This is a genomic window from Kitasatospora sp. NPDC059571, from assembly GCF_042735675.1.
Classification (GTDB): Bacteria; Actinomycetota; Actinomycetes; order Streptomycetales; family Streptomycetaceae; genus Kitasatospora.
Window position 1 is genome coordinate 24,641 of sequence record NZ_JBHWBW010000007.1, and the last position, 17,984, is coordinate 42,624.

Sequence of the window (17,984 nt, forward strand, 5' to 3'; positions counted from 1 at the left end):
TCGGTGGTCGCGGGGGTGGCGCCGGGTTCAGCGGCGGCGGCCCGCCCCGCGGGGGGTGCCGGGGCCACAGGCCGGTCAGGCGGGTGAGGCTCAGGCCTCGGTGTCCTCGTCGGCGACCTCGACGGTCTCGACGGCGGCGGAGGCCTCGGCCGACTCGGCCTCGTCCTCGTCGTCCTCGAAGGAGACGGTCTCACCGTTGCTGTCGGTCACCGTGGCGGCCTCGACGACCAGCGCCAGGGCCTTGCCGCGGGCAACCTCGCCGACCAGCAGCGGAACCTGGTTGCCCTGGACGATCTGCTGGGCGAACTGGTCCGGGGTGAGGCCGGAGCCCGCGGCGCGGCGGATGAGGTGCTCGGTGAGCTCCTCCTGGGACACGCCCAGCTCCTGCTTCGCCACGATCTCGTCCAGGACGAACTGGGTCTTGATGCCCTTCTTCGCCTGGTCCTCGGTCTCCTTCTCGTAGTCCTCGACGGACTTGTCCTGGGTGGCCAGGTAGGTCTCCAGGGTCAGACCCATGGGCTCCAGCTGGTGGTGCTCCAGGTTGTGCTTGCGGGTGCCGACCTCGTCCTGGAGGAGCTTCTCCGGGTACTCCATCTCGACCCGGTTCAGCAGCTCGTCGAGGACCTTCTCCTGGGCCTGGGTGGCCTGGTCGAACTCCTTCATGCGCTCCAGGCGCTTGGTGGAGTCGGCCTTCAGCTCCTCCAGGGTGTCGAACTCGCTCGCCAGCTGGGCGAACTCGTCGTCGAGCTCGGGGAGCTCCTTCTCCTGGACGGCGGTCACGGTGACGGTGACCTCCGACGCCTTGCCGGCCTGGGTGCCACCCTTGAGCTCGGTGGTGAAGGTCTTGGACTCGCCGGCGGACAGGCCGATCACGGCGTCGTCGATGCCGTCCAGCAGGCGGCCGGAGCCGATCTCGTAGCTCACGCCGGTGGCGGTGCCGTCCTCCGGCACCTCACCGTCGACCTTGGCCTCCAGGTCGACGACCACGACGTCGCCGGCGGCCGCGGCGCGCTCGACGTCCTTCACGGAGGAGAAGCGCTCGCGGAGCTGCTCCAGCGACTTGGCGACGTCCTCGTCCGACACCTCGATGGCGTCGACGGTGACCGAGATCTCCGAGAAGTCCGGCAGGGCGATCTCCGGGCGGACGTCGACCTCGGCGGTGAACTTCAGGTCACCGCCGTCGGCCAGGCGCTCGACACCCTCGATGTCGGTGATGTCGGGCTGCCCGAGGACGTCGATCTTGCCCTCGTCGACGGCCTGCGTGTAGAAGCGCGGCAGGGCGTCGTTGACGGCCTCCTCCAGCACCGCGGCACGGCCGAAGCGCTGGTCGATGACGCGGTTCGGGATCTTGCCCTTGCGGAAGCCCGGGACCGAGACCTGCTGGTTGATCTTCTTGTACGCCGCGTCGAGGCTGGGCTTGAGCTCCTCGAAGGGCACCTCGACGGTGAGTCGAACCCGGGTCGGGTTCAGAGTCTCGACGGCGCTCTTCACGGTTAGGTCTCCTATGGGCTTGCGGTCAGGTTGCCCCGCCCGGCGCCGGCCGGGAGGCCGATCGGGCAGGACGGGCGATGGGCGATTGGAGCTGCATCTCCCGTTAGGGGTGGACGGTGAGCGTGACTCCTCGCCCTCGGGCGGTCTGCCTGGGTGTTCACCGCAGGCACCACCACCAGCGGCCCATCCTACCGGTACCACGAAAGCAACAGGGCCCCGCCCGTGTGACGAGACCCTGCCGAAACTGTCGGGGTGACCGGATTCGAACCGACGGCCTTCCGCTCCCAAAGCGGACGCGCTACCAAACTGCGCCACACCCCGTAGTGCCGAGAGGAAGAGTACACGCCGGTCCGGGCCCCCTCCGGTGAATAAGGAGAGCCGCCGCGGCCGAAAGCGGTGTGCATTCGCCCGACCCGACCAGGTAGGCTGACCCCCGTCCCCAACGGCCCACGGGTCGTGCGGGACCACGTGCGGACGGACCTTCGTCAACACACGTACGCGGGCGTAGCTCAATGGTAGAGCCCCAGTCTTCCAAACTGGCCACGCGGGTTCGATTCCCGTCGCCCGCTCCGCAGCGAAGGCCCCAGCTCAGCGACATGATCGCGGAGCCGGGGCCTTCGTCGTTTCGGGGGGACTTCGGGGCGTCGTGCCCGCGCCGTGCCCGATCGGATCGGTCGTACCCGGCCGGGCCCTCCGGACAAGGCCACTGACCGTACGGGGGATCGAGTGCGCTCTCTCCGGCCGGGCCGGGTGGTCCATTCCTGGTCTGCGCAGGCCGTGGAACGGAAGTCCGAGAGGGGAACAACGGCATGCCGGGCCGTCCGGGTCCGCTCGTCGCACCCGGCGTAATACGGGACCCGGCCCGGTTTGAGGGCAGCCAGGTCCGTGGTCGTGAAATGGACGGTTGCCCCGGACCAGGAGTCGTCCTTCGTGGCACCGAAGTGGTCCCTCAATCTGCTGGCGTTCACGGCCCCTGCACAGCACCATGGCCGTCGCGATCGCCGGGCAAAGGCCGGTGTCGTCCCTCGGGGGTGGGAAGTGATCGAGTTCATGGATGCGTACGCGCTGTGGCGGGCGATGCCGTTCCCGCGCGGCGGGCGTGCGGGGTTCGCGGAGATCCACGGTGATCTGGCGGTGGCCGACGAGTACACGACGACGGTGATCCACTTTGTGGAGAAGGGGGTCTTCCGGCCCGCGCCCGTGGACGTCCTGGCGTATCTCGACCAGCTCATGGTGCGGATCGACCGGTTGGCCGAGGGGGCGGACGCCGACGTCCTGGCCGCGGTCCGCGCCTATCACGCATATGCGGTGCTGCTGCGGCTGGTCCATGAGACGTGCCTGGCCGAGGGGGATCGGGCACGGCCCGACCCGGCGGAGGTACCCGCCGCGGGCAGGTGCCGGGACACGCACGACTTCGCCTCCCGCACCCGGGTCGCCGCCGCGGACGTCGTCGACTGGTACAGCGGACCGGCGACCGTTCGGTATGCGGGGAAGGAGCTGTGCGTCCGGGCCGACCTGGTGCGGACCCGCTCCGAGGGGTCGGTGGGCTGGAGCGGTGTGATCACGGCCCGGGAGGCGGATCCCGCGTTCTACGAGCTGTTCGACCACGGGTCGCCGCGGATCCTGACCGCGGACGGGAGCGGCCGCTTCACTGCCGTCGAGTACCGGGCCGGCCACCGCAGCCTGGCGATCCTCGGGAGCGGCCCGGCACCGTTCTGACGCCGCCGCCCGGGACGGCGGGCACGGGTGCCGCGCGCCCCGGCGGGGTCGTGCGGGCCGGTCAGCCCAGGTAGTGGCGGGTGACCGCGGAGGCGACGGCGTCGATGTCCAGCCAGCCGCGGGCGGTGGAGCTGCCGCCGTCGTTCGAGCCGACCGTGTTGTCGTGGCCGGCGTTGAAGATGTCGTCGCCGGCGACCTGGTTGTTGTCGCCGATGACGATGATCCGCTGCTGCGGCGTCGCGGCGGCGCTCGCTGCCGGCAGGCAGGCGGCTCCGGCGACGGCGAGCAGGACGGCGGTGCGCTTGAGGCCTCGGTGCATGAACGTTCCTTCCGCGACGACGGGGGTGTCGTGCCTGCGACGGTAGGCCGCAGCAGGGCCGCGACCAGGAACGTTCGGCCGGTCGGCGGCGTGTTGGTAGAGGCGGGAGGCCTGATGCCCGGTCCGGCCGTGAGGGGGTCAGGCCGGCGGTCCGGGCCGGGCGGTGACCGCCGGTCGGCTGCCGGGCTGCCGGGCACGGCCGAGGCCCGGCCGGAGCTGGTCCGGCCGGGCCTTCGGGTGGCGCGGGTGCGTCAGACGCGGACGCCGTGGGCGGCGAGGTAGGCCACCGGGTCGATGTCGGAGCCGTACGCCGGGCCGGTGCGGACCTCGAAGTGCAGGTGCGGGCCGGTCACGTTGCCGGTCGCACCGGAGAGGCCGATGACCTGGCCGGCGGAGACGGTCTGGCCGACCGAGACCTTGAGGGCCGAGAAGTGGGCGTACTGCGAGTACTTGCCGTCGGCGTGCTTGATGACGACGTTGTTGCCGTAGGCGCCGCCCCAGCCGGCCTCGACGACGGTGCCGGAGGCGATGGCGTGGACCGAGGTGCCGGTGGAGACGACGAAGTCGACACCGGTGTGGTAGCCAGAGGACCAGTTGGAGCCGGCCTTGTGGTACGGGGTGCCCAGCGGCGCGGAGACCGGGGCGACGTAACCGGAGGCGGCGGCGGCCGGCTTGGCGGCCTCGGCGGGCTTCGCGGCCTGGGTGGTCGCGGCGGGCTTCGGGGTGCTCGGCGCGGCGGCGGGCTTCGGCGCGGCGGCCGGCTTGGCGGCCTCGGCCGGCTTCTGGGCCGGGGCCGGGGCGGCGGCCGGGGCCTGCGCGGCGGCGTGGCCGGCCACGGAGAGCTGCTGGCCCGGGAAGATCAGGTTCGGGTTGCCGCCGATGACCTGGCGGTTGTCCTGGTAGAGCTTCTTCCAGCCGCCGTCGACGTGCTGCGCGTTGGCGATCTTGGAAAGGGTGTCGCCACCGACGACCTTGTAGGTGGCGGCAGCGGCCTTGGCCGGAGCCTCGGAGTGCGCGGCGGCCGGAGCAGCGGCGACCGGCGCGGCGGCCTTGGCGGCAGGCGCGGGGGTGGTGTGAGCGCTGGCAGCAGTGGCCGGGATGGCGATGGCAGCGGTGACCACACCGGTGGCGACGGCGAGACGGGACAGACGGGTGCCCAGAACGGACATGGAGTTGTTCCTCTCCGACGCCTGCGAGGTGAGCTGTCGGGTTCGGGCGGGGAGTTCGCCCGGTCGCTGACGCGACTTCACCCCAAGCCGTCCCGGAACTACCGGGCGCGGCACTTACCTTGGGTCCCCCGCTCCTGCCGTGCACAGATTGTGCGTGGCCCCGGACGGCGGCAGGACTCGGCGTTCCGCCCGGTGGCTCGCCCTGGCGATTGCCGGGCAGGACTCGAGGAAAACCGATCGGGCACGTTCGAGGCAAGCCCCGGGCCTGCGGCGCCCGGCGACGATCACGGTGCGGGTGACTCTCCGCTCGGCACGGGTACGCGGAGCGCAATCAACCCAATGACCCTAAGTGTCCGGATCATGGCTTTTTGCCGAGTTCGGGCACCTTCCGTGCGCGGCCGGTCGCGGGCGGGCACGGATCATGGGCCGGCCGGTGACGCTGGTCACCCGGGGGTTCGACGACCGGCTTCGGGGTACCCCGCAGGGCTCCCCCGGCCCGCCGGGCGCCCGGTTTCCCCGGCCACCTGCCCGGCCGATAGCCTCGCCGCGTCCAGATGTTCGACCGTTGTCGAGCCGCCCCCGCCGGGCGGCCGGGTGAGGAGCCACGGGGTGCGCCCGCAGGAGCGGCTGGATGTCATCCAGCGCAGTGTGGTCCGGGAGATGGCGCGCTTCGGCCGGGACTTCACGGTCGACGGCAGCGTCGTCCGGGGCCCGGGCACGACCGCGGTGGCGGTACGGGAGCACGCCGGCGAGGCCGGCCAGTCCGGGCACGTCGACCTCGGATACGTCCTCGACCTCGGCCGGGCGGACGGCCGGGTGGTCTGGGACTGCACCGCGGGCCTCGGCCGCACCGAGGAGGAGCAGCTGGAGAGCGCCGTCCGGATGTGGGCGACGACCACCGCGGCCGCGGTCGTGGAGCTCCAGGACGGGCGCGGCGAGCACGGCGACCACTACCGGACCGAGCTGCTGCCCGGCTGGCAGGCGGTGCAGGGGCCGGCCGCGGTGTTCGGCTTCGGCAGCGACCGGCTCGCGGACTGGCTGGCCGGACACCAGGTGCTGCCGGAGCTGGCCGAGGCCCTGCTGCCGGAGCTGGCCGGGCCGGGGGCGGCCGGGGTGACGGGCGTGAAGCTGTTCCTGGGCGGGCGCCTGGGCGCGGACGTGGCCGAGGTGCGGGTCGCCGGAGAGGTCTCCGAGCGGGCGTCCGCGGCGCTGCGCGCGCTGGCCTGGCCGCGCGGCGAACGGCTCTGCTGGGCGCGGTTGTTCGTCCTGCTGGTGGCGGACGACGCGGCGGAGCCCGGGGCGGTGGCGCACCCGGCGGCCGCCGCGGGGGCGGGCCCGGACGTCCCGGCGGCACCGGTGCAGGCACCGCGCCGCGGGCTGCTGGACCGCTGGCGCCGGCCGCGCGCGGACCGCCGCCCGTCCTGAGCCGGTCGGCCCCGGCGGACGGGCGGTGCGGCCCGGTGGTTCAGCTGGCCACGGACGAGATGGTCTTCGCGAGCTGGTTGAGGAAGTCCTGGATCGGCCGCGCGGCCGTGGACTGGCTCACCATGAAGCCGAAGAGGGCGGCGATGATCGCGTGGCTGGTCTTCAACTGCTTGTTGCGGATGAAGATCACGACGATCACGCCGAACAGGAACAACGCGGAGACGGAGAAGGCCACCCGAACTCACTTCCTCAAACTCTGCCGGGAGTTCACGGCGGAACCCCGTGTCGAAGCCGGCCTGCGGCCAGCGCCGACCGTCCCTGAAAACTGACCGGCCGATCCCGCCGTCATGGAGATGCCCCGCCGCGCCGTACCGCATGCTTCCCGCCGCGCACGCTGCCCCCCAAATCCCCCGGCGTCACCGGCCCTCCCGGACTCAGTGTGGTCGTTCGTGCCGACTGCGTAAAGGACTTGCCGGGTGCACGACGCGAAGATCCTGCCATGTGAGACGAATTTCCGCCGACCGAGACGATAGCGGAGCGAGGTTGACGGGGCGTCGGCAGGGCCGGTCCACAGGGGCCGGGATCGGCGGCCGGCCGGGCCGGCGGCCCGTGATCGACTGGGCGGCGGGGTCGGAGGATTGGCCGAAGATCACCGCCAGGGTCTTGACACCGTGCGCCGGCAGCGCTATTGACGCCAGACCAGCAGTACGGCCCGGTCGTCGTTGACGTCCTTGGCGACCTTCTCGATGAGGCGCCCGGCCGAGCCGCGGAAACCGGCCGCGACCAGCCGGTCGGCCTCCCCCATCAGCCGGTCCATGCCCTCCGCGAGGTCCCGGCCGGGGACTTCGACCATCCCGTCGGTGCAGAGCATCAGGACGTCCCCGCGGTCGAGCCGACCGCGCACCCCCTCGAACTTGGCGCCGTCGTAGATACCGAGCAGCGGGCCCTCCGCGCACTCCCGCAGCTCCCAGCGGCCGCTGCCGCCGAGGCGCTGCATGCCCGGCAGATGGCCGGCGGAGAGGAGCTCGTACTGGCCGGTGTCGAGGTCGAGCACCAGGTGGGCGGCGGTGGCGAAGCCCTCGTCCCAGTCCTGGCGCAGCAGGTAGCCGTTGGCCGCGGGCAGGAACTCGTGGGCGGGCAGCGAGCCGAGCAGGCCGCCGAAGGCGCCGGAGAGCAGCAGGGCGCGCGATCCGGCGTCCATGCCCTTGCCGGAGACGTCCGCCAGGACGACCTCCAGCATCCGGCGGCCCGGGCCGGTGCGGGCGGCGACCACGAAGTCGCCGGAGAAGGACTGGCCGCCGGCCGGGCGGAGCGCCATGTCGGCGAACCAGCCCTCGGGCAGCTTGGGCACCTGGCTCTGTACGCGCAGCCGTTCGCGGAGGTCGAACAGCATGGTGCCGCCGCCGCGCCAGGGCACACCGACCCGGCTGCGGAACTGCGCGAGCAGCAGGCCGGCGACGCCGACCGCGCCGACGACCAGAGCGGCGCCGGGGGTGACGCCGTAGACGTAGGCCTGCGGGTTGTCGCTGGCGACGCGTTCGCCGGTGTGGATCAGGGACTCGGTGGACAGGCCGACGGCGGCGGCCGCGTACAGCAGGACCAGGGTGGCCGGGCGCAGCAGCAGGGAGCCGGCCAGCACCGGCAGGACCAGGGCGGTGGGCGGGACCCAGGCCGGGATCCAGACGTTGAGGGCGACCAGGACGGGGACGGCGGCGAGGAAGAGCGCGAAGGCGAGCCAGTCGGGGGCAGCGCCGCGGAAGTAGTCGACGCCGGTACGGCGCAGCCGGCGGCGGATCCGGTGGGCCCTGGTGCGCAGCCGGGTGGCGGCGGGCTCCCCGGCCGCGCTCGCGGTGGGGCCCGTCGCAGTCGTCTGGGGCGTTCTGCCCGGCGTGCGGCCAGCCATGGGGTCCGACCTTATCCACCGGTGCGGGTCGGCGTCGACGGCCGGGTCCGCGGGGCGCCGGATCGGCGCCCCGACCCGGCGTGTTTCGGCCTGGCGGCCGCACGGGCGGCGCGGTGGGCCGTGCGGGGGCGTGCGGAGGCGCCCGTGCGCCGTAGGGGCGGCCGGGGGGCGGACGGGCCCGGACGGGTGCGCGGGGCCGGGCCGGAATGTCGGTCGCGGCGGCTGCTTGGGCGGTGGTAGCTGTGGGGCATGAGTGCCGACGACCTGCCCGATCTGACCGTCCGTCCGCTGGCCGCCGAGGAGTGGGACGGCTGGTACCGCCGGCTGGAGGTGGCCTTCGGCGGTGCCGAGGAGCCCGCGGAGGAGCGGGAGCTGTGGCAGGCGCTGACCGAGGTGGACCGCTCGTTCGTGATCTGCGAGGACGGGCTGCCGGTGGGCGGCGGCGGTTCGTTCGGCTTCCGGATGGCCGTGCCCGGCGGGGCGGTGGTGCCCTGCGCCGGGGTGACGATGGTGGGGGTGCTGCCGACGCACCGTCGGCGGGGCGGGCTGACGGTGCTGATGCGGCGGCTGCTGGCGGACGTGCGCGGGCGCGGCGAGGCGCTGGCGGTGCTGACCGCGTCGGAGGCCGGGATCTACGGCCGGTTCGGCTTCGGCCGCGGCACCTGGCGGCTGGCGGTGACGGCCGCCTGCCGGGAGGTCGCGCTCGACGCGGACGGTGCGGGCGTGCGGCTGCGGCTGGCCGATCCGCTGGAGTCCCTGCCGGCCTGTGAGGAGCTGTACGCGGGCCTGGTGCCGCTGCGGCCGGGGATGCTGGAGCGGCGGCCGGGCTGGGAGCAGCTGCCCCGGCTGCAGGCGGCGGGCCGGGAGGGCTGGTCGCCGCTGCAGTGCGTGCTCGCCGAGGAGCCGGGCACCGGGCGGCTGCTCGGGTACGCGCGGTACGCGGTGAAGGGCGGCTGGGCGGAGGACGGCCGCCCGGTGGGCCGGGCGCGGGTGCGGGACGTGGAGGCGGTCGCGCCTCGGGTGTACGCGCGGCTGTGGCGCTACCTGCTGGAGCTGGACCTGGTGGAGTCGGTGTACGCCGGGGACCGGCCGGTGGACGACCCGCTGCTGCACCTGGTGTCGGACGTGCGGCGGCTGGACGCCCGGGTCTCGGACGCGCTCTACGTCCGGCCGGTGGAGGTGGGTGCGGCGCTGGAGCTGCGCGGGTACGCGGCGCCGGTCGACGTGGTGCTGGAGGTGGCGGACGCGTTCTGTCCGTGGAACGCGGGCCGGTGGCGGCTGCGCTGCGCGGGCCCGGGCGGGGCGGCGACCTGTCGGCGGACCGAGGACGCGGCGGGCCTGGCGCTGGACGTGCGCGATCTGGGCGCGGTCTTCCTGGGCGGCACGACCCTGGCGGCGCTGGCGGCGGCGGGCCGGGTGGTGGAGTTGCGGGCCGGGGAGCTGGCGCCGGCCTCCCGGGCGTTCGCCTCGGACGTGGCGCCGTGGCTGCCGCACGGGTTCTGACGAGGGCCGCCGCAGCGGGCCTGACGGCCCGTGCGGCGGCGCGGCGAACGGTCGGTCAGCCCTGCGGGTGGTGGGCCGGGATCGGCGGGAGCTCGCCGGTGGTCTCGTACTCGCTGAGCATCTCGATCCGGCGGGTGTGCCGCGTCTCGCCGCTGTACGGGGTGTTGAGGAAGATCTCGACGAACTTGGTGGCCTCGTCGACGGTGTGCATCCGGCCGCCGACCGAGATGACGTTGGCGTTGTTGTGCTCGCGGCCGAGGGCGGCGGTCTGCTCGCTCCAGGCGAGTGCGGCGCGGACGCCCTTGACCTTGTTGGCGGCGATGGCCTCGCCGTTGCCGGAGCCGCCGATCACCACGCCGAGTGCCTCCGGGTCCGCCGCGGTGCGCTCGGCGGCGCGCAGGCAGAACGGCGGGTAGTCGTCCTCGGCGTCGTAGATGTGCGGGCCGCAGTCGACCGGCTCATGGCCGGCGCCCTTCAGCCACTCGACGAGGTGGTTCTTCAGTTCGTATCCGGCATGGTCGGAGCCCAGGTACACGCGCATGGCACGAGTGTGGCACGCGCGCCTCCCGAGCGGCCGCAGGGGGCCCGGGAGGCGCGCGGCGGGGAGTCAGCGGGTGCGGCCGGCCAGCTTCCAGGCGAGCGGGAGGGCGCCCATGGCGAGCAGGACCTTCAGCGCGTCGCCCACCAGATAGGGGTAGAGGCCGAGGTCGGCGGCCTGCGCGAGCGGGAGGTGCAGGGCGGCGGCGAGGTAGGGCACGCCGACCGCGTAGATCGCCAGGTTGCCGAGCAGCATGGCGCCGGCGGTGCGCAGCGGGCTGCGGTCGGCGCCGCGGCGGGCGAGCGCGCCGGTGAGGCCGGCGGCGAGCACGAAGCCGAGGACGTAGCCGAGGCTGGGCATCGTCCAGCCGGAGGTGCCGTCGGCGAACCACGGGAGTCCGGCGAGGCCGGCCAGCAGGTAGAGGCCGAGCGAGGCGATGCCGCGGCGGGCGCCGAGGGCGGTGCCGACCAGCAGGGCGGCGAAGGTCTGGCCGGTGACGGGGACGGGCGAGCCCGGCACGGGCAGCGACAGCTGGGCGGCCAGGCCGGTGAGTGCGGCGCCGCCGGCCACCAGGGCGAGTTCGCGGGCCTGGGCGCCGAGTCGGGTGGTGGCGCGGGGCAGCAGGTCGGCGAGGACGGGGGTGCCGGTGATCGGCGTGGCGGTGGCCATCGGGAGGGCTCCGGTTCGGCTCGGCGGGCATGACGGATCGTTTGTGAACACTCGTGAACCTACGCGGTCGGGTGCGGCCGGACGGCGCGGTACCCGACAAAGCGTCAGGGCGGCCTCTTGTGGGGTCCGGCCTGCTGGGATGCCCTTGGCGGGCCGCTCGCCCGTGGCGATCCGGTGACGCTGGGTGAGGGATCCGTCCGGATTCCGAACTCACAGCGGCCGGCCTTGGCGTGTCCACCACCCATGCCGAATAGTGGACAACTCGCTCCGCTATCCGACGAATCTGGACCACGCCTGATGACGACCCTCACCCCCACGCCCACCCGCGAGCGGCCGGCCGAGCCGGCCGCCGAGGGCCGGCTGGCCCCGGGCCTCAAGCCGCGCCACCTGTCCATGATCGCGCTCGGCGGCGTGATCGGCGCCGGCCTCTTCGTCGGCTCCGGCGCCGGCATCGCGGCCGCCGGCCCGTCCATCGTGCTGGCCTTCGCCCTCTCCGGCGTGCTGGTCATGCTGGTCATGCGGATGCTCGGCGAGATGTCGGCGGCCCGCCCGTCCAGCGGCTCCTTCTCGGTGCACGCCGAACGCGAGATCGGGCCGTGGGCCGGGGTGACGGTCGGCTGGATGTTCTGGACGCTGCTGTGCGTCGGCGTCGCCGCCGAGGCCATCGGCGCCTCGCACGTCATGCAGGGCTGGTTCCCCGGCGTGCCGCTCTGGGTCTGGGTGGCCGTCTTCATGGCCTTCTTCTGCGGCAGCAACCTGGCCGCGGTGAAGAACTTCGGCGAGTTCGAGTTCTGGTTCGCCGCGATCAAGGTCACCGCCATCGCGGCCTTCCTGGTGATCGGCGTGCTGGCCGTCCTGGGCGTGCTGCCCGGCAGCCACGCCCCGGGCACCGCCAACCTGACCGGCCACGGCGGCTTCCTCCCGCACGGCACCACCGGCCTGGTCACCGGTCTGCTCGCCTCCGTCTTCGCGTACGGCGGTCTGGAGACCGTCACCATCGCCGCCGCCGAGTCGAAGGACCCCCGGCGCAGCGTCGCGGGCGCGGTGCGCACCGCGATGTGGCGGATCGCGCTGTTCTACGTCGGCTCGATGGCGGTCATCGTCACCCTCGTCCCGTGGAACTCGTCCTCCGTGCTCTCGCCCGGCCCGTACGTCGCGGTGCTGGACTCGCTGGGCATCCCGGGCGCCGGGCAGGCCATGAGCGTGGTCGTGCTGATCGCCCTGCTGTCGGCGATGAACGCCAACATCTACGGCTCCTCGCGGATGGCGTACTCGCTGGTGCAGCGCGGGCAGGGTCCGCGGGCGCTGGCGAAGACCGCCGGCGGGGTGCCGCGCCGGGCGGTGCTGGCCTCCTCGGCCTTCGGCTTCCTGGCCGTGCTGCTCAGCTACTGGTGGCCGGAGACGGTGTTCACCTGGCTGCTCAACATGGTGGGCGCGGCCGTGCTGGTGGTGTGGGCGTTCATCGCGGTGGCCCAGCTGCGGATGCGGCGCCGGCTGGAGCGCGAGGCCCCGGAGCAGCTGAGCGTGCGGATGTGGGCCTTCCCGTACCTGACCTGGGTCGCGCTCGCCGGGATCCTCGGGGTGCTGGCGCTGATGCTGCTCGACGAGAGCAACCGCATCCAGCTCTACTTCACCGCCGGCCTGGCCGCCGCGCTGGCCGTCGCCGGATGGGTGGCCAACCGGCGGCGCACCGCGCAGGCGTAGGCGCTCCCTCAGGGGGCCGCGCACGACGAGGGGCGCCGGGGTTCTCCCCGGCGCCCCTCGCGCGCATGTGCTACCGGCGGGGCCGGCGGGCCGGCCTCACTCGAAGGACGGGCCAGCGGTGCGGGTGCGCTTGATCTCGTAGAAGCCCGGGGTGGACGCCACCAGGACGGTGCCGTCCCACAGCCGGGCGGCGGCCTCGCCGCGCGGGGTCGGGGTGACCACCGGGCCGAAGAAGGCGATCCGGTCGCCGTCGGGGCCGTCCACCGCGATGACCGGGGTGCCGACGTCCTCGCCGACCAGCGAGATGCCCTCCCGATGGGAGGCGCGCAGGGCCTCGTCGTAGGCGTCGGTGTCGGCCGCGTCGGCCAGCTCGACCGGCAGGCCGGCCGCCTCCAGGGCCGCCTCGATGGTGGCGCGCTCGTTCGGCAGGCCCTGGTTGTGGAAGCGGGTGCCGAGCTCGGTGTAGAGCGGGCCGAGCACCTTGTCGCCGTGCGCCTGGGCGGCGGCGATCAGGACGCGGACCGGGCCCCAGCCCTTGGCGAGCAGTTCCTTGTACTTCTCCGGCAGCTCGTCGCGGCCCTCGTTCAGCACGGACAGGCTCATCACGTGCCAGCGGGTGTCCACCGGGCGCAGCTGCTCGACCTCGAGCATCCAGCGCGAGGTCATCCAGGCCCACGGGCAGATCGGGTCGAACCAGAAATCGGCGATCTTGCGGGAGTCGGCAGTGGTCACGGAACGTCGCCCTTCGGACGGAGTGGTTGTCGGGGGGTGCCCCCGGGCACACAACAGCGCGCGGCGGCGGTTGATTCCGTCGTGCCCGTACCAGGGACGACGGCGGGTGGCGTGAAAGGATGCGTGCGGTCGGATCCACCGGTCCGGCCGCCACCGACCTCACAGCGTGCGACCGGACAGAGGAGTACCGCCGTGCCGGGCAAGAACCTGAGCCGAGAAGAAGCCCAGCAGCGGGCACGGAGCATCGACCTGGACGGCTACCGCGTCCACCTCGACCTGACGTCGGCCCCGGACCCGGCGGCCGCCACCTTCCGGTCGACCACGGTGCTCTCCTTCCGCTCCTCCGCCCCGGGTGACGGCACCTTCGTGGACCTGCTCGCCGCGGCGGTCCGCTCGGTGACGCTGAACGGCCGCGCCCTGGACGTGGCGGAGGCCTTCGACGGCGCCCGGATCACGCTGCCGGCCCTGGCCGAGCAGAACGAGCTCGTGGTGGAGGCGGACTGCTCCTACAGCCGCACCGGCGAGGGGCTGCACCGGTTCGTCGACCCGGCGGACGGCGAGACCTACCTCTACACGCACTTCGAGCCGGCCGACGCCCGCCGGGTCTTCGCCACCTTCGAACAGCCCGACCTGAAGGCGCCGTTCACCTTCACGGTGACCGCGCCGGCCGCCTGGGACGTGTACGCCAACGCGGTGCACGAGGAGATCACCGAGGACGGCGGCGCCCGCACCTGGCGCTTCGCCCCGACGAAGCCGATCTCCAGCTACCTGACCGCCGTGGTCGCCGGCCCGTACCACGTCGCCCGCGACCACTACGGCTGCGAACTGCCCGACGGCACCCGGCTGGAGATCCCGCTCGCCGCGACCTGCCGCCGCTCGCTGGCCCCGTACTTCGACGCGGACGAGATCTTCACCGTCACCAAGCAGGGCCTGGACTTCTTCCACGAGGAGTTCGACTTCCCGTACCCGTTCGGCAAGTACGACCAGTGCTTCGTCCCGGAGTACAACATCGGCGCGATGGAGAACCCGGGCTGCGTGACCTTCCGCGAGGAGTTCGTCTTCCGCTCGAAGGTCACCGACGCGGCGTACGAGGGCCGGGCCAACGTGGTGCTGCACGAGATGGCGCACATGTGGTTCGGCGACCTGGTCACCCCGAAGTGGTGGGACGACCTGTGGCTGAAGGAGTCCTTCGCGGACTTCATGGGCTCGTTCGCGCAGGTCGAGGCGACCCGGTACAAGGCCGCCTGGATCACCTTCGCCAACCGCCGCAAGGCGTGGGCCTACCGGCAGGACCAGTTCCCGACCACCCACCCGATCACCGCGGACATCCGGGACCTGGAGGACGCGAAGCTCAACTTCGACGGCATCACCTACGCCAAGGGCGCCTCGGTGCTCAAGCAGCTGGTGGCGTACGTCGGCCGGGAGCCGTTCTTCGAGGGCGCCCGCCGGTACTTCCAGCGGCACGCGTACGGCAACACGGTGCTGACCGACCTGCTCGACGTGCTGGAGGCCACCAGCGGCCGCGACCTCAAGGCCTGGTCGGCGGCCTGGCTGCAGACCTCCGGCGTCAACGCGCTCACCCCGCAGATCGACACCGACGCGGACGGCCGGATCACCGGGTTCGCGGTGCTGCAGGACGGCGGCACGCTGCGCCCGCACCGGGTGGCGATCGGCCTGTACGACCGGGACGGCGAGGGCGGCCTGGTCCGCACCGACCGGATCGAGCTGGACGTGGACGGCGCCCGCACCGTGGTGCCCGAGCTCGCCGGGCGCCCGCGGCCGGCCCTGGTGCTGGTCAACGACGACGACCTGACGTACTGCAAGATCCGCTTCGACGAGGTGTCGCTGGAGACCCTCCGCGAGGGGCTCGGCTCGATCCGCGACGACCTGGCGCGGGCGCTGGCCTGGTCGGCGCTCTGGAACCTCACCCGGGACGGCCTGGTGCCGACCCGCGACTACGTCGACCTGGTGCTGCGCTTCGCCGGCCGCGAGTCGGACATCGGCGTCCTGCAGTCGCTGCACCAGCAGGCCAAGGGCGCGGTCGACCTGTACGCCGACCCGGCGTGGCGCGCCGAGGGCGGGCGGCTGCTCGCCGAGGGCGCCGTCCGCGAGCTGCGGGCCGCGGCCCCCGGCGGCGACCACCAGCTGGCCTGGGCCCGGTTCACCGCGCTGGTCGCCGAGGAGCCGGAGCAGCTGCAGCTGGTCCGCGGCCTGCTGGAGGGCACCGAGCGGATCGACGGCCTGGACGTCGACCAGGAGCTGCGGTGGGCGCTGTGGCTGCCGCTGGCGGCCGCCGGTGCGGCGAGCGGCGAGGAGATCGAGCGCGAGCTGGAGCGGGACAACACCGCCAGCGGCCGGCGCCAGCTGACCCAGTGCCTGGCCGCGCTCCCCACCCCGGGCGCCAAGGCCGCCGCGTGGGCGGCCGTGGTCGACTCCGACGAGCTGCCGAACGCCCTGGTGGAGGCCCAGATCGCCGGCTTCGCCCAGCCCGGGCAGCGGGAGCTGACGGCCGGCTACACCGAGCCGTACTTCGCGATGCTGGAGGACGTCTGGGCGCAGCGCACGATCGAGATCGCGATGCGCATCGTCGGCGGCTTCTTCCCGAAGTACCAGACCACGCAGGCCGTCCTGGACACCGCCGACGCCTGGCTGGACGGGCACCCGGCGGCGGCGCCGGCGCTGCGCCGGCTGGTCCTGGAGTGCCGCGACGACCTGGCGCGGGCACTGCGCGCCCAGGAGTGCGACCGCGGCTGACCGGCCGACGACGCGCGACGGCCGCCCCACCTGCTCGGGGGGGCGGCCGTCGGCCTTTGTGCGGGGCGCTACTTGAGGGTGGCCGAGGTGAGTCCGGCCTGCACCTGGCGCTGGAAGGAGAGGTACACCACCAGCACCGGGAGCATGGCGATCGTCATACCGGCGAACAGCGCCGGGGCGTCGCTCTTGTAGCCCGACTGCAGGGCGAGGTTGACCAGGCCCTGGGCGAGCATCGAGTGGTCGCTCTCGCCGGCCGAGGTCTGCTGCATGAGGGTCACCGGGAGGATGTACTGGTTCCACTGGCCGAGCACGTTGAAGATGCCCACGCTGATCAGGCCGGGCTTGGCCATCGGCACCATGATCTGGAAGAACGCGCGGGTGTGCGAGCAGCCGTCCAGCATCGCCGCCTCGTGGATCGCGGTCGGCAGCGTCCGGAAGAACGAGTGCAGGAAGAACACGGTGAACGGCAGCGAGTACGCCACGTACACCAGGATCAGGCCGAGGTAGCTGTTCAGGCCGAGGTAGGGCGAGATCTCACCGAGGTTGCGGACCATGAAGAACAGCGGCACCAGGGCCAGGTAGACCGGGAACATCGCGCCGGCCACGAACCCGAAGTAGATCAGCCGGTTGCCCTTGAACTCGTAGCGGGCCAGCACGTAGGCCGCCATCGCGCCGAGCAGCATGGTCAGGGTCAGCGATCCGGCCAGCACGATCAGGGTGTTGGCGAAGAAGCCGCCGATGCCCTTGGACCACGCCCGGGTGAAGGCGTCGAAGTGGAAGCTGCTGGGCCAGCTCCACGCCGAACCGTTGATCTGGGAGTCGGTCTTGAACGAGCCGAGCACGACCCAGGCCAGCGGGAAGAGGATCATGACGGCCCAGACGGCGAGGAAGCCGTGCGAGAAGACGTTCAGGACGACGCCGCTCTCGGAGGAGCGCGCGGGCCGGCCGGCCGGCCTGGAGCCGCGCTGCGCGGGTACGGCCCTGGTGTCGTCGATGCTGGTACTCATAGCCATGCCCCGCTCAGTACTCGATCCGCTCGCGCCGGGTGACCCGCAGCGAGACGACGGACAGGATGAGGGTGAAGAAGAAGATCACGACACCCATCGCGCAGGCGTAGCCGGCCTCGCCGAAGGCGAGGAAGTTGCGCATCAGATATGTGGAGATGAGTTCGCTGTGGTGGTCGGGCCCGCCGCCGTAGGTGCGGCCGGGCGTCATGCTGGCCACCAGGGCGAAGCCGTCCATCGCCACGATCGCGAGATACACCCAGGCGGTCTGCACGGTCTCCCAGAGCAGCGGCAGGGTGATCCGGAAGAAGGTCTGGCCGCGCTTGGCGCCGTCCAGCAGCGCCGCCTCGTAGATGTCCTTGGGGATCGACTGCATGGCCGCGGAGAACAGCACCAGGTAGAAGCCGACGCCGCTCCAGACCAGGACGCCGACGATGCACCAGAGCACCATGTCGGGGTCGGAGAGCCAGGCGATCGGGTTCTGGGCGTCCACCAGGCCGAGCTTGATCAGCACGCCGTTGAACAGGCCGCTGCCGTCGGTGCGGTAGACCGCCTGCCAGAGCACGGCGAGGATGGCGATCGACAGCACCTGCGGGAAGAAGAAGACCACCTTGTAGAAGGAGGCCCCGCGCACGCCCTGCACGCCGCCGGTGCCGCTGCGGCCGCCGACGTTGAGCATGAAGGCGAAGAACAGCGCGATCAGGATGGTCACGATCGGGAGCACCGCGAGCAGCAGCGCGTTGTGGCCGAGTGCGCCGAGGAAGACCTCGTCACTGAAGAGCTTGGTGTAGTTGTCCAGGCCGACGAAGTTCATCTCCTGGCTCTGCCCCGACCAGTCGGTCAGGGAGTACCCGAAGGTCTGCGCGTAGGGCCACAGCACCAGGCCCACGTACAGCACGATCGGGAGGAACAGAAACCCCACGATGAAGGGGTACTTGCCGTGACGCATGGCCACTTCTCCTGTCCGTCAGGCGTACGCGCCGGGGGCGGGGCGGCCCCCGCGGCGGGGCTGACACCCCCCGGGGGGGGGGGCGTGTGTTTGTGGGGGAGTGCG

Annotated in this window: 15 protein-coding genes, 2 tRNA genes and 1 riboswitch; of the genes, 6 read left to right on the forward strand and 11 right to left on the reverse strand. The window is 72.8% G+C overall.

Features of this window, described 5'->3' with window-relative positions; genetic code table 11:
* Positions 1–90: 90 nt before the first annotated feature.
* Positions 91–1,491, reverse strand: coding sequence for a trigger factor (gene tig / locus ACFV0G_RS02370; RefSeq protein ID WP_380540250.1), 1,401 nt, complete (start codon positions 1,489–1,491; stop codon positions 91–93).
* 247 nt (positions 1,492–1,738) lie between these two features.
* Positions 1,739–1,812 (reverse strand) — tRNA-Pro (locus ACFV0G_RS02375).
* Between the two features lie 177 nt (positions 1,813–1,989).
* Here ACFV0G_RS02375 and ACFV0G_RS02380 point away from each other — a divergent pair.
* Both ACFV0G_RS02380 and ACFV0G_RS02385 read left to right on the forward strand, forming a co-directional pair.
* Positions 1,990–2,060: transfer RNA gene (locus tag ACFV0G_RS02380), tRNA-Gly, on the forward strand.
* 469 nt (positions 2,061–2,529) lie between these two features.
* Positions 2,530–3,210, forward strand: a complete 681-nt coding sequence (locus ACFV0G_RS02385) for a hypothetical protein (protein WP_380540253.1) — start codon at positions 2,530–2,532, stop codon at positions 3,208–3,210.
* 61 nt (positions 3,211–3,271) lie between these two features.
* Here ACFV0G_RS02385 and ACFV0G_RS02390 read toward each other — a convergent pair whose 3' ends face one another.
* Both ACFV0G_RS02390 and ACFV0G_RS02395 read right to left on the reverse strand, forming a co-directional pair.
* Positions 3,272–3,529 (reverse strand): hypothetical protein, encoded by a 258-nt coding sequence (locus tag ACFV0G_RS02390; protein WP_380540256.1) that lies wholly within the window; start codon positions 3,527–3,529, stop codon positions 3,272–3,274.
* 251 nt (positions 3,530–3,780) lie between these two features.
* A complete protein-coding gene (locus ACFV0G_RS02395) occupies positions 3,781–4,698 on the reverse strand; it encodes a peptidoglycan DD-metalloendopeptidase family protein (protein ID WP_380540259.1) in 918 nt (305 codons plus the stop codon).
* Between the two features lie 5 nt (positions 4,699–4,703).
* A riboswitch (cyclic di-AMP (ydaO/yuaA leader) is annotated at positions 4,704–4,863 on the reverse strand.
* A 444-nt stretch (positions 4,864–5,307) separates the two neighbouring features.
* Between ACFV0G_RS02395 and ACFV0G_RS02400 the strand changes: the two genes are divergently transcribed.
* Entirely contained in the window at positions 5,308–6,123 is an 816-nt protein-coding gene (locus ACFV0G_RS02400; RefSeq protein ID WP_380540262.1) for a DUF6348 family protein, read from the forward strand.
* 40 nt (positions 6,124–6,163) lie between these two features.
* On the opposite strand, the gene ACFV0G_RS02405 is transcribed toward ACFV0G_RS02400, so the two are convergent.
* Positions 6,164–6,358, reverse strand: a complete 195-nt coding sequence (locus tag ACFV0G_RS02405; RefSeq protein ID WP_030270493.1) for a hypothetical protein — start codon at positions 6,356–6,358, stop codon at positions 6,164–6,166.
* 450 nt (positions 6,359–6,808) lie between these two features.
* Positions 6,809–8,026: a PP2C family protein-serine/threonine phosphatase gene (locus ACFV0G_RS02410; protein ID WP_380540265.1), complete on the reverse strand. Its 1,218-nt coding sequence runs from the start codon at positions 8,024–8,026 to the stop codon at positions 6,809–6,811.
* Positions 8,027–8,275: 249 nt separating this feature from the next.
* Here ACFV0G_RS02410 and ACFV0G_RS02415 point away from each other — a divergent pair, with 249 nt between their 5' ends.
* Positions 8,276–9,529: a GNAT family N-acetyltransferase gene (locus ACFV0G_RS02415; protein WP_380540268.1), complete on the forward strand. Its 1,254-nt coding sequence runs from the start codon at positions 8,276–8,278 to the stop codon at positions 9,527–9,529.
* 55 nt (positions 9,530–9,584) lie between these two features.
* Here ACFV0G_RS02415 and ACFV0G_RS02420 read toward each other — a convergent pair whose 3' ends face one another.
* Together ACFV0G_RS02420 and ACFV0G_RS02425 are read right to left on the reverse strand one after the other, a co-directional pair.
* Positions 9,585–10,070 carry a ribose-5-phosphate isomerase gene (locus ACFV0G_RS02420; RefSeq protein WP_380540271.1) on the reverse strand — a complete coding sequence of 162 codons (486 nt, stop codon included), beginning with the start codon at positions 10,068–10,070 and terminating at the stop codon, positions 9,585–9,587.
* Positions 10,071–10,136: 66 nt separating this feature from the next.
* The gene (locus ACFV0G_RS02425; protein ID WP_380540274.1) at positions 10,137–10,736 is read right to left on the reverse strand and encodes a biotin transporter BioY; all 600 of its coding nucleotides are present in this window, start codon (positions 10,734–10,736) and stop codon (positions 10,137–10,139) included.
* Between the two features lie 297 nt (positions 10,737–11,033).
* Between ACFV0G_RS02425 and ACFV0G_RS02430 the strand changes: the two genes are divergently transcribed.
* On the forward strand, positions 11,034–12,440 hold the full coding sequence (locus ACFV0G_RS02430) for an amino acid permease (RefSeq protein ID WP_380540277.1): 1,407 nt from the start codon (positions 11,034–11,036) through the stop codon (positions 12,438–12,440).
* 96 nt (positions 12,441–12,536) lie between these two features.
* Here the strand turns inward: ACFV0G_RS02430 and ACFV0G_RS02435 are convergent, their stop codons facing one another.
* On the reverse strand, positions 12,537–13,172 hold the full coding sequence (locus ACFV0G_RS02435) for a DsbA family protein (protein WP_380540280.1): 636 nt from the start codon (positions 13,170–13,172) through the stop codon (positions 12,537–12,539).
* 192 nt (positions 13,173–13,364) lie between these two features.
* Between ACFV0G_RS02435 and pepN the strand changes: the two genes are divergently transcribed.
* A complete protein-coding gene (gene pepN / locus ACFV0G_RS02440) occupies positions 13,365–15,926 on the forward strand; it encodes an aminopeptidase N (protein WP_380540283.1) in 2,562 nt (853 codons plus the stop codon).
* A gap of 68 nt (positions 15,927–15,994) precedes the next feature.
* Here pepN and ACFV0G_RS02445 read toward each other — a convergent pair whose 3' ends face one another.
* Both ACFV0G_RS02445 and ACFV0G_RS02450 read right to left on the reverse strand, forming a co-directional pair.
* Positions 15,995–16,933 (reverse strand): carbohydrate ABC transporter permease, encoded by a 939-nt coding sequence (locus ACFV0G_RS02445; protein ID WP_380540301.1) that lies wholly within the window; start codon positions 16,931–16,933, stop codon positions 15,995–15,997.
* A gap of 13 nt (positions 16,934–16,946) precedes the next feature.
* Positions 16,947–17,879 (reverse strand): carbohydrate ABC transporter permease, encoded by a 933-nt coding sequence (locus ACFV0G_RS02450; protein WP_380540286.1) that lies wholly within the window; start codon positions 17,877–17,879, stop codon positions 16,947–16,949.
* Positions 17,880–17,984 lie beyond the last annotated feature (105 nt).

Excerpts from the sequence above, each read along its gene's own strand:
- ACFV0G_RS02390 (WP_380540256.1), bottom strand. The coding sequence starts at position 3,529 with ATGCACCGAGGCCTCAAGCGCACCGCCGTCCTGCTCGCCGTCGCCGGA.
- ACFV0G_RS02395 (WP_380540259.1), bottom strand. The coding sequence starts at position 4,698 with ATGTCCGTTCTGGGCACCCGTCTGTCCCGTCTCGCCGTCGCCACCGGT.
- ACFV0G_RS02410 (WP_380540265.1), bottom strand. The coding sequence starts at position 8,026 with ATGGCTGGCCGCACGCCGGGCAGAACGCCCCAGACGACTGCGACGGGC.
- ACFV0G_RS02415 (WP_380540268.1), top strand. The coding sequence starts at position 8,276 with ATGAGTGCCGACGACCTGCCCGATCTGACCGTCCGTCCGCTGGCCGCC.
- ACFV0G_RS02420 (WP_380540271.1), bottom strand. The coding sequence starts at position 10,070 with ATGCGCGTGTACCTGGGCTCCGACCATGCCGGATACGAACTGAAGAAC.
- ACFV0G_RS02425 (WP_380540274.1), bottom strand. The coding sequence starts at position 10,736 with ATGGCCACCGCCACGCCGATCACCGGCACCCCCGTCCTCGCCGACCTG.
- ACFV0G_RS02430 (WP_380540277.1), top strand. The coding sequence starts at position 11,034 with ATGACGACCCTCACCCCCACGCCCACCCGCGAGCGGCCGGCCGAGCCG.
- ACFV0G_RS02445 (WP_380540301.1), bottom strand. The coding sequence starts at position 16,933 with ATGAGTACCAGCATCGACGACACCAGGGCCGTACCCGCGCAGCGCGGC.
- ACFV0G_RS02450 (WP_380540286.1), bottom strand. The coding sequence starts at position 17,879 with ATGCGTCACGGCAAGTACCCCTTCATCGTGGGGTTTCTGTTCCTCCCG.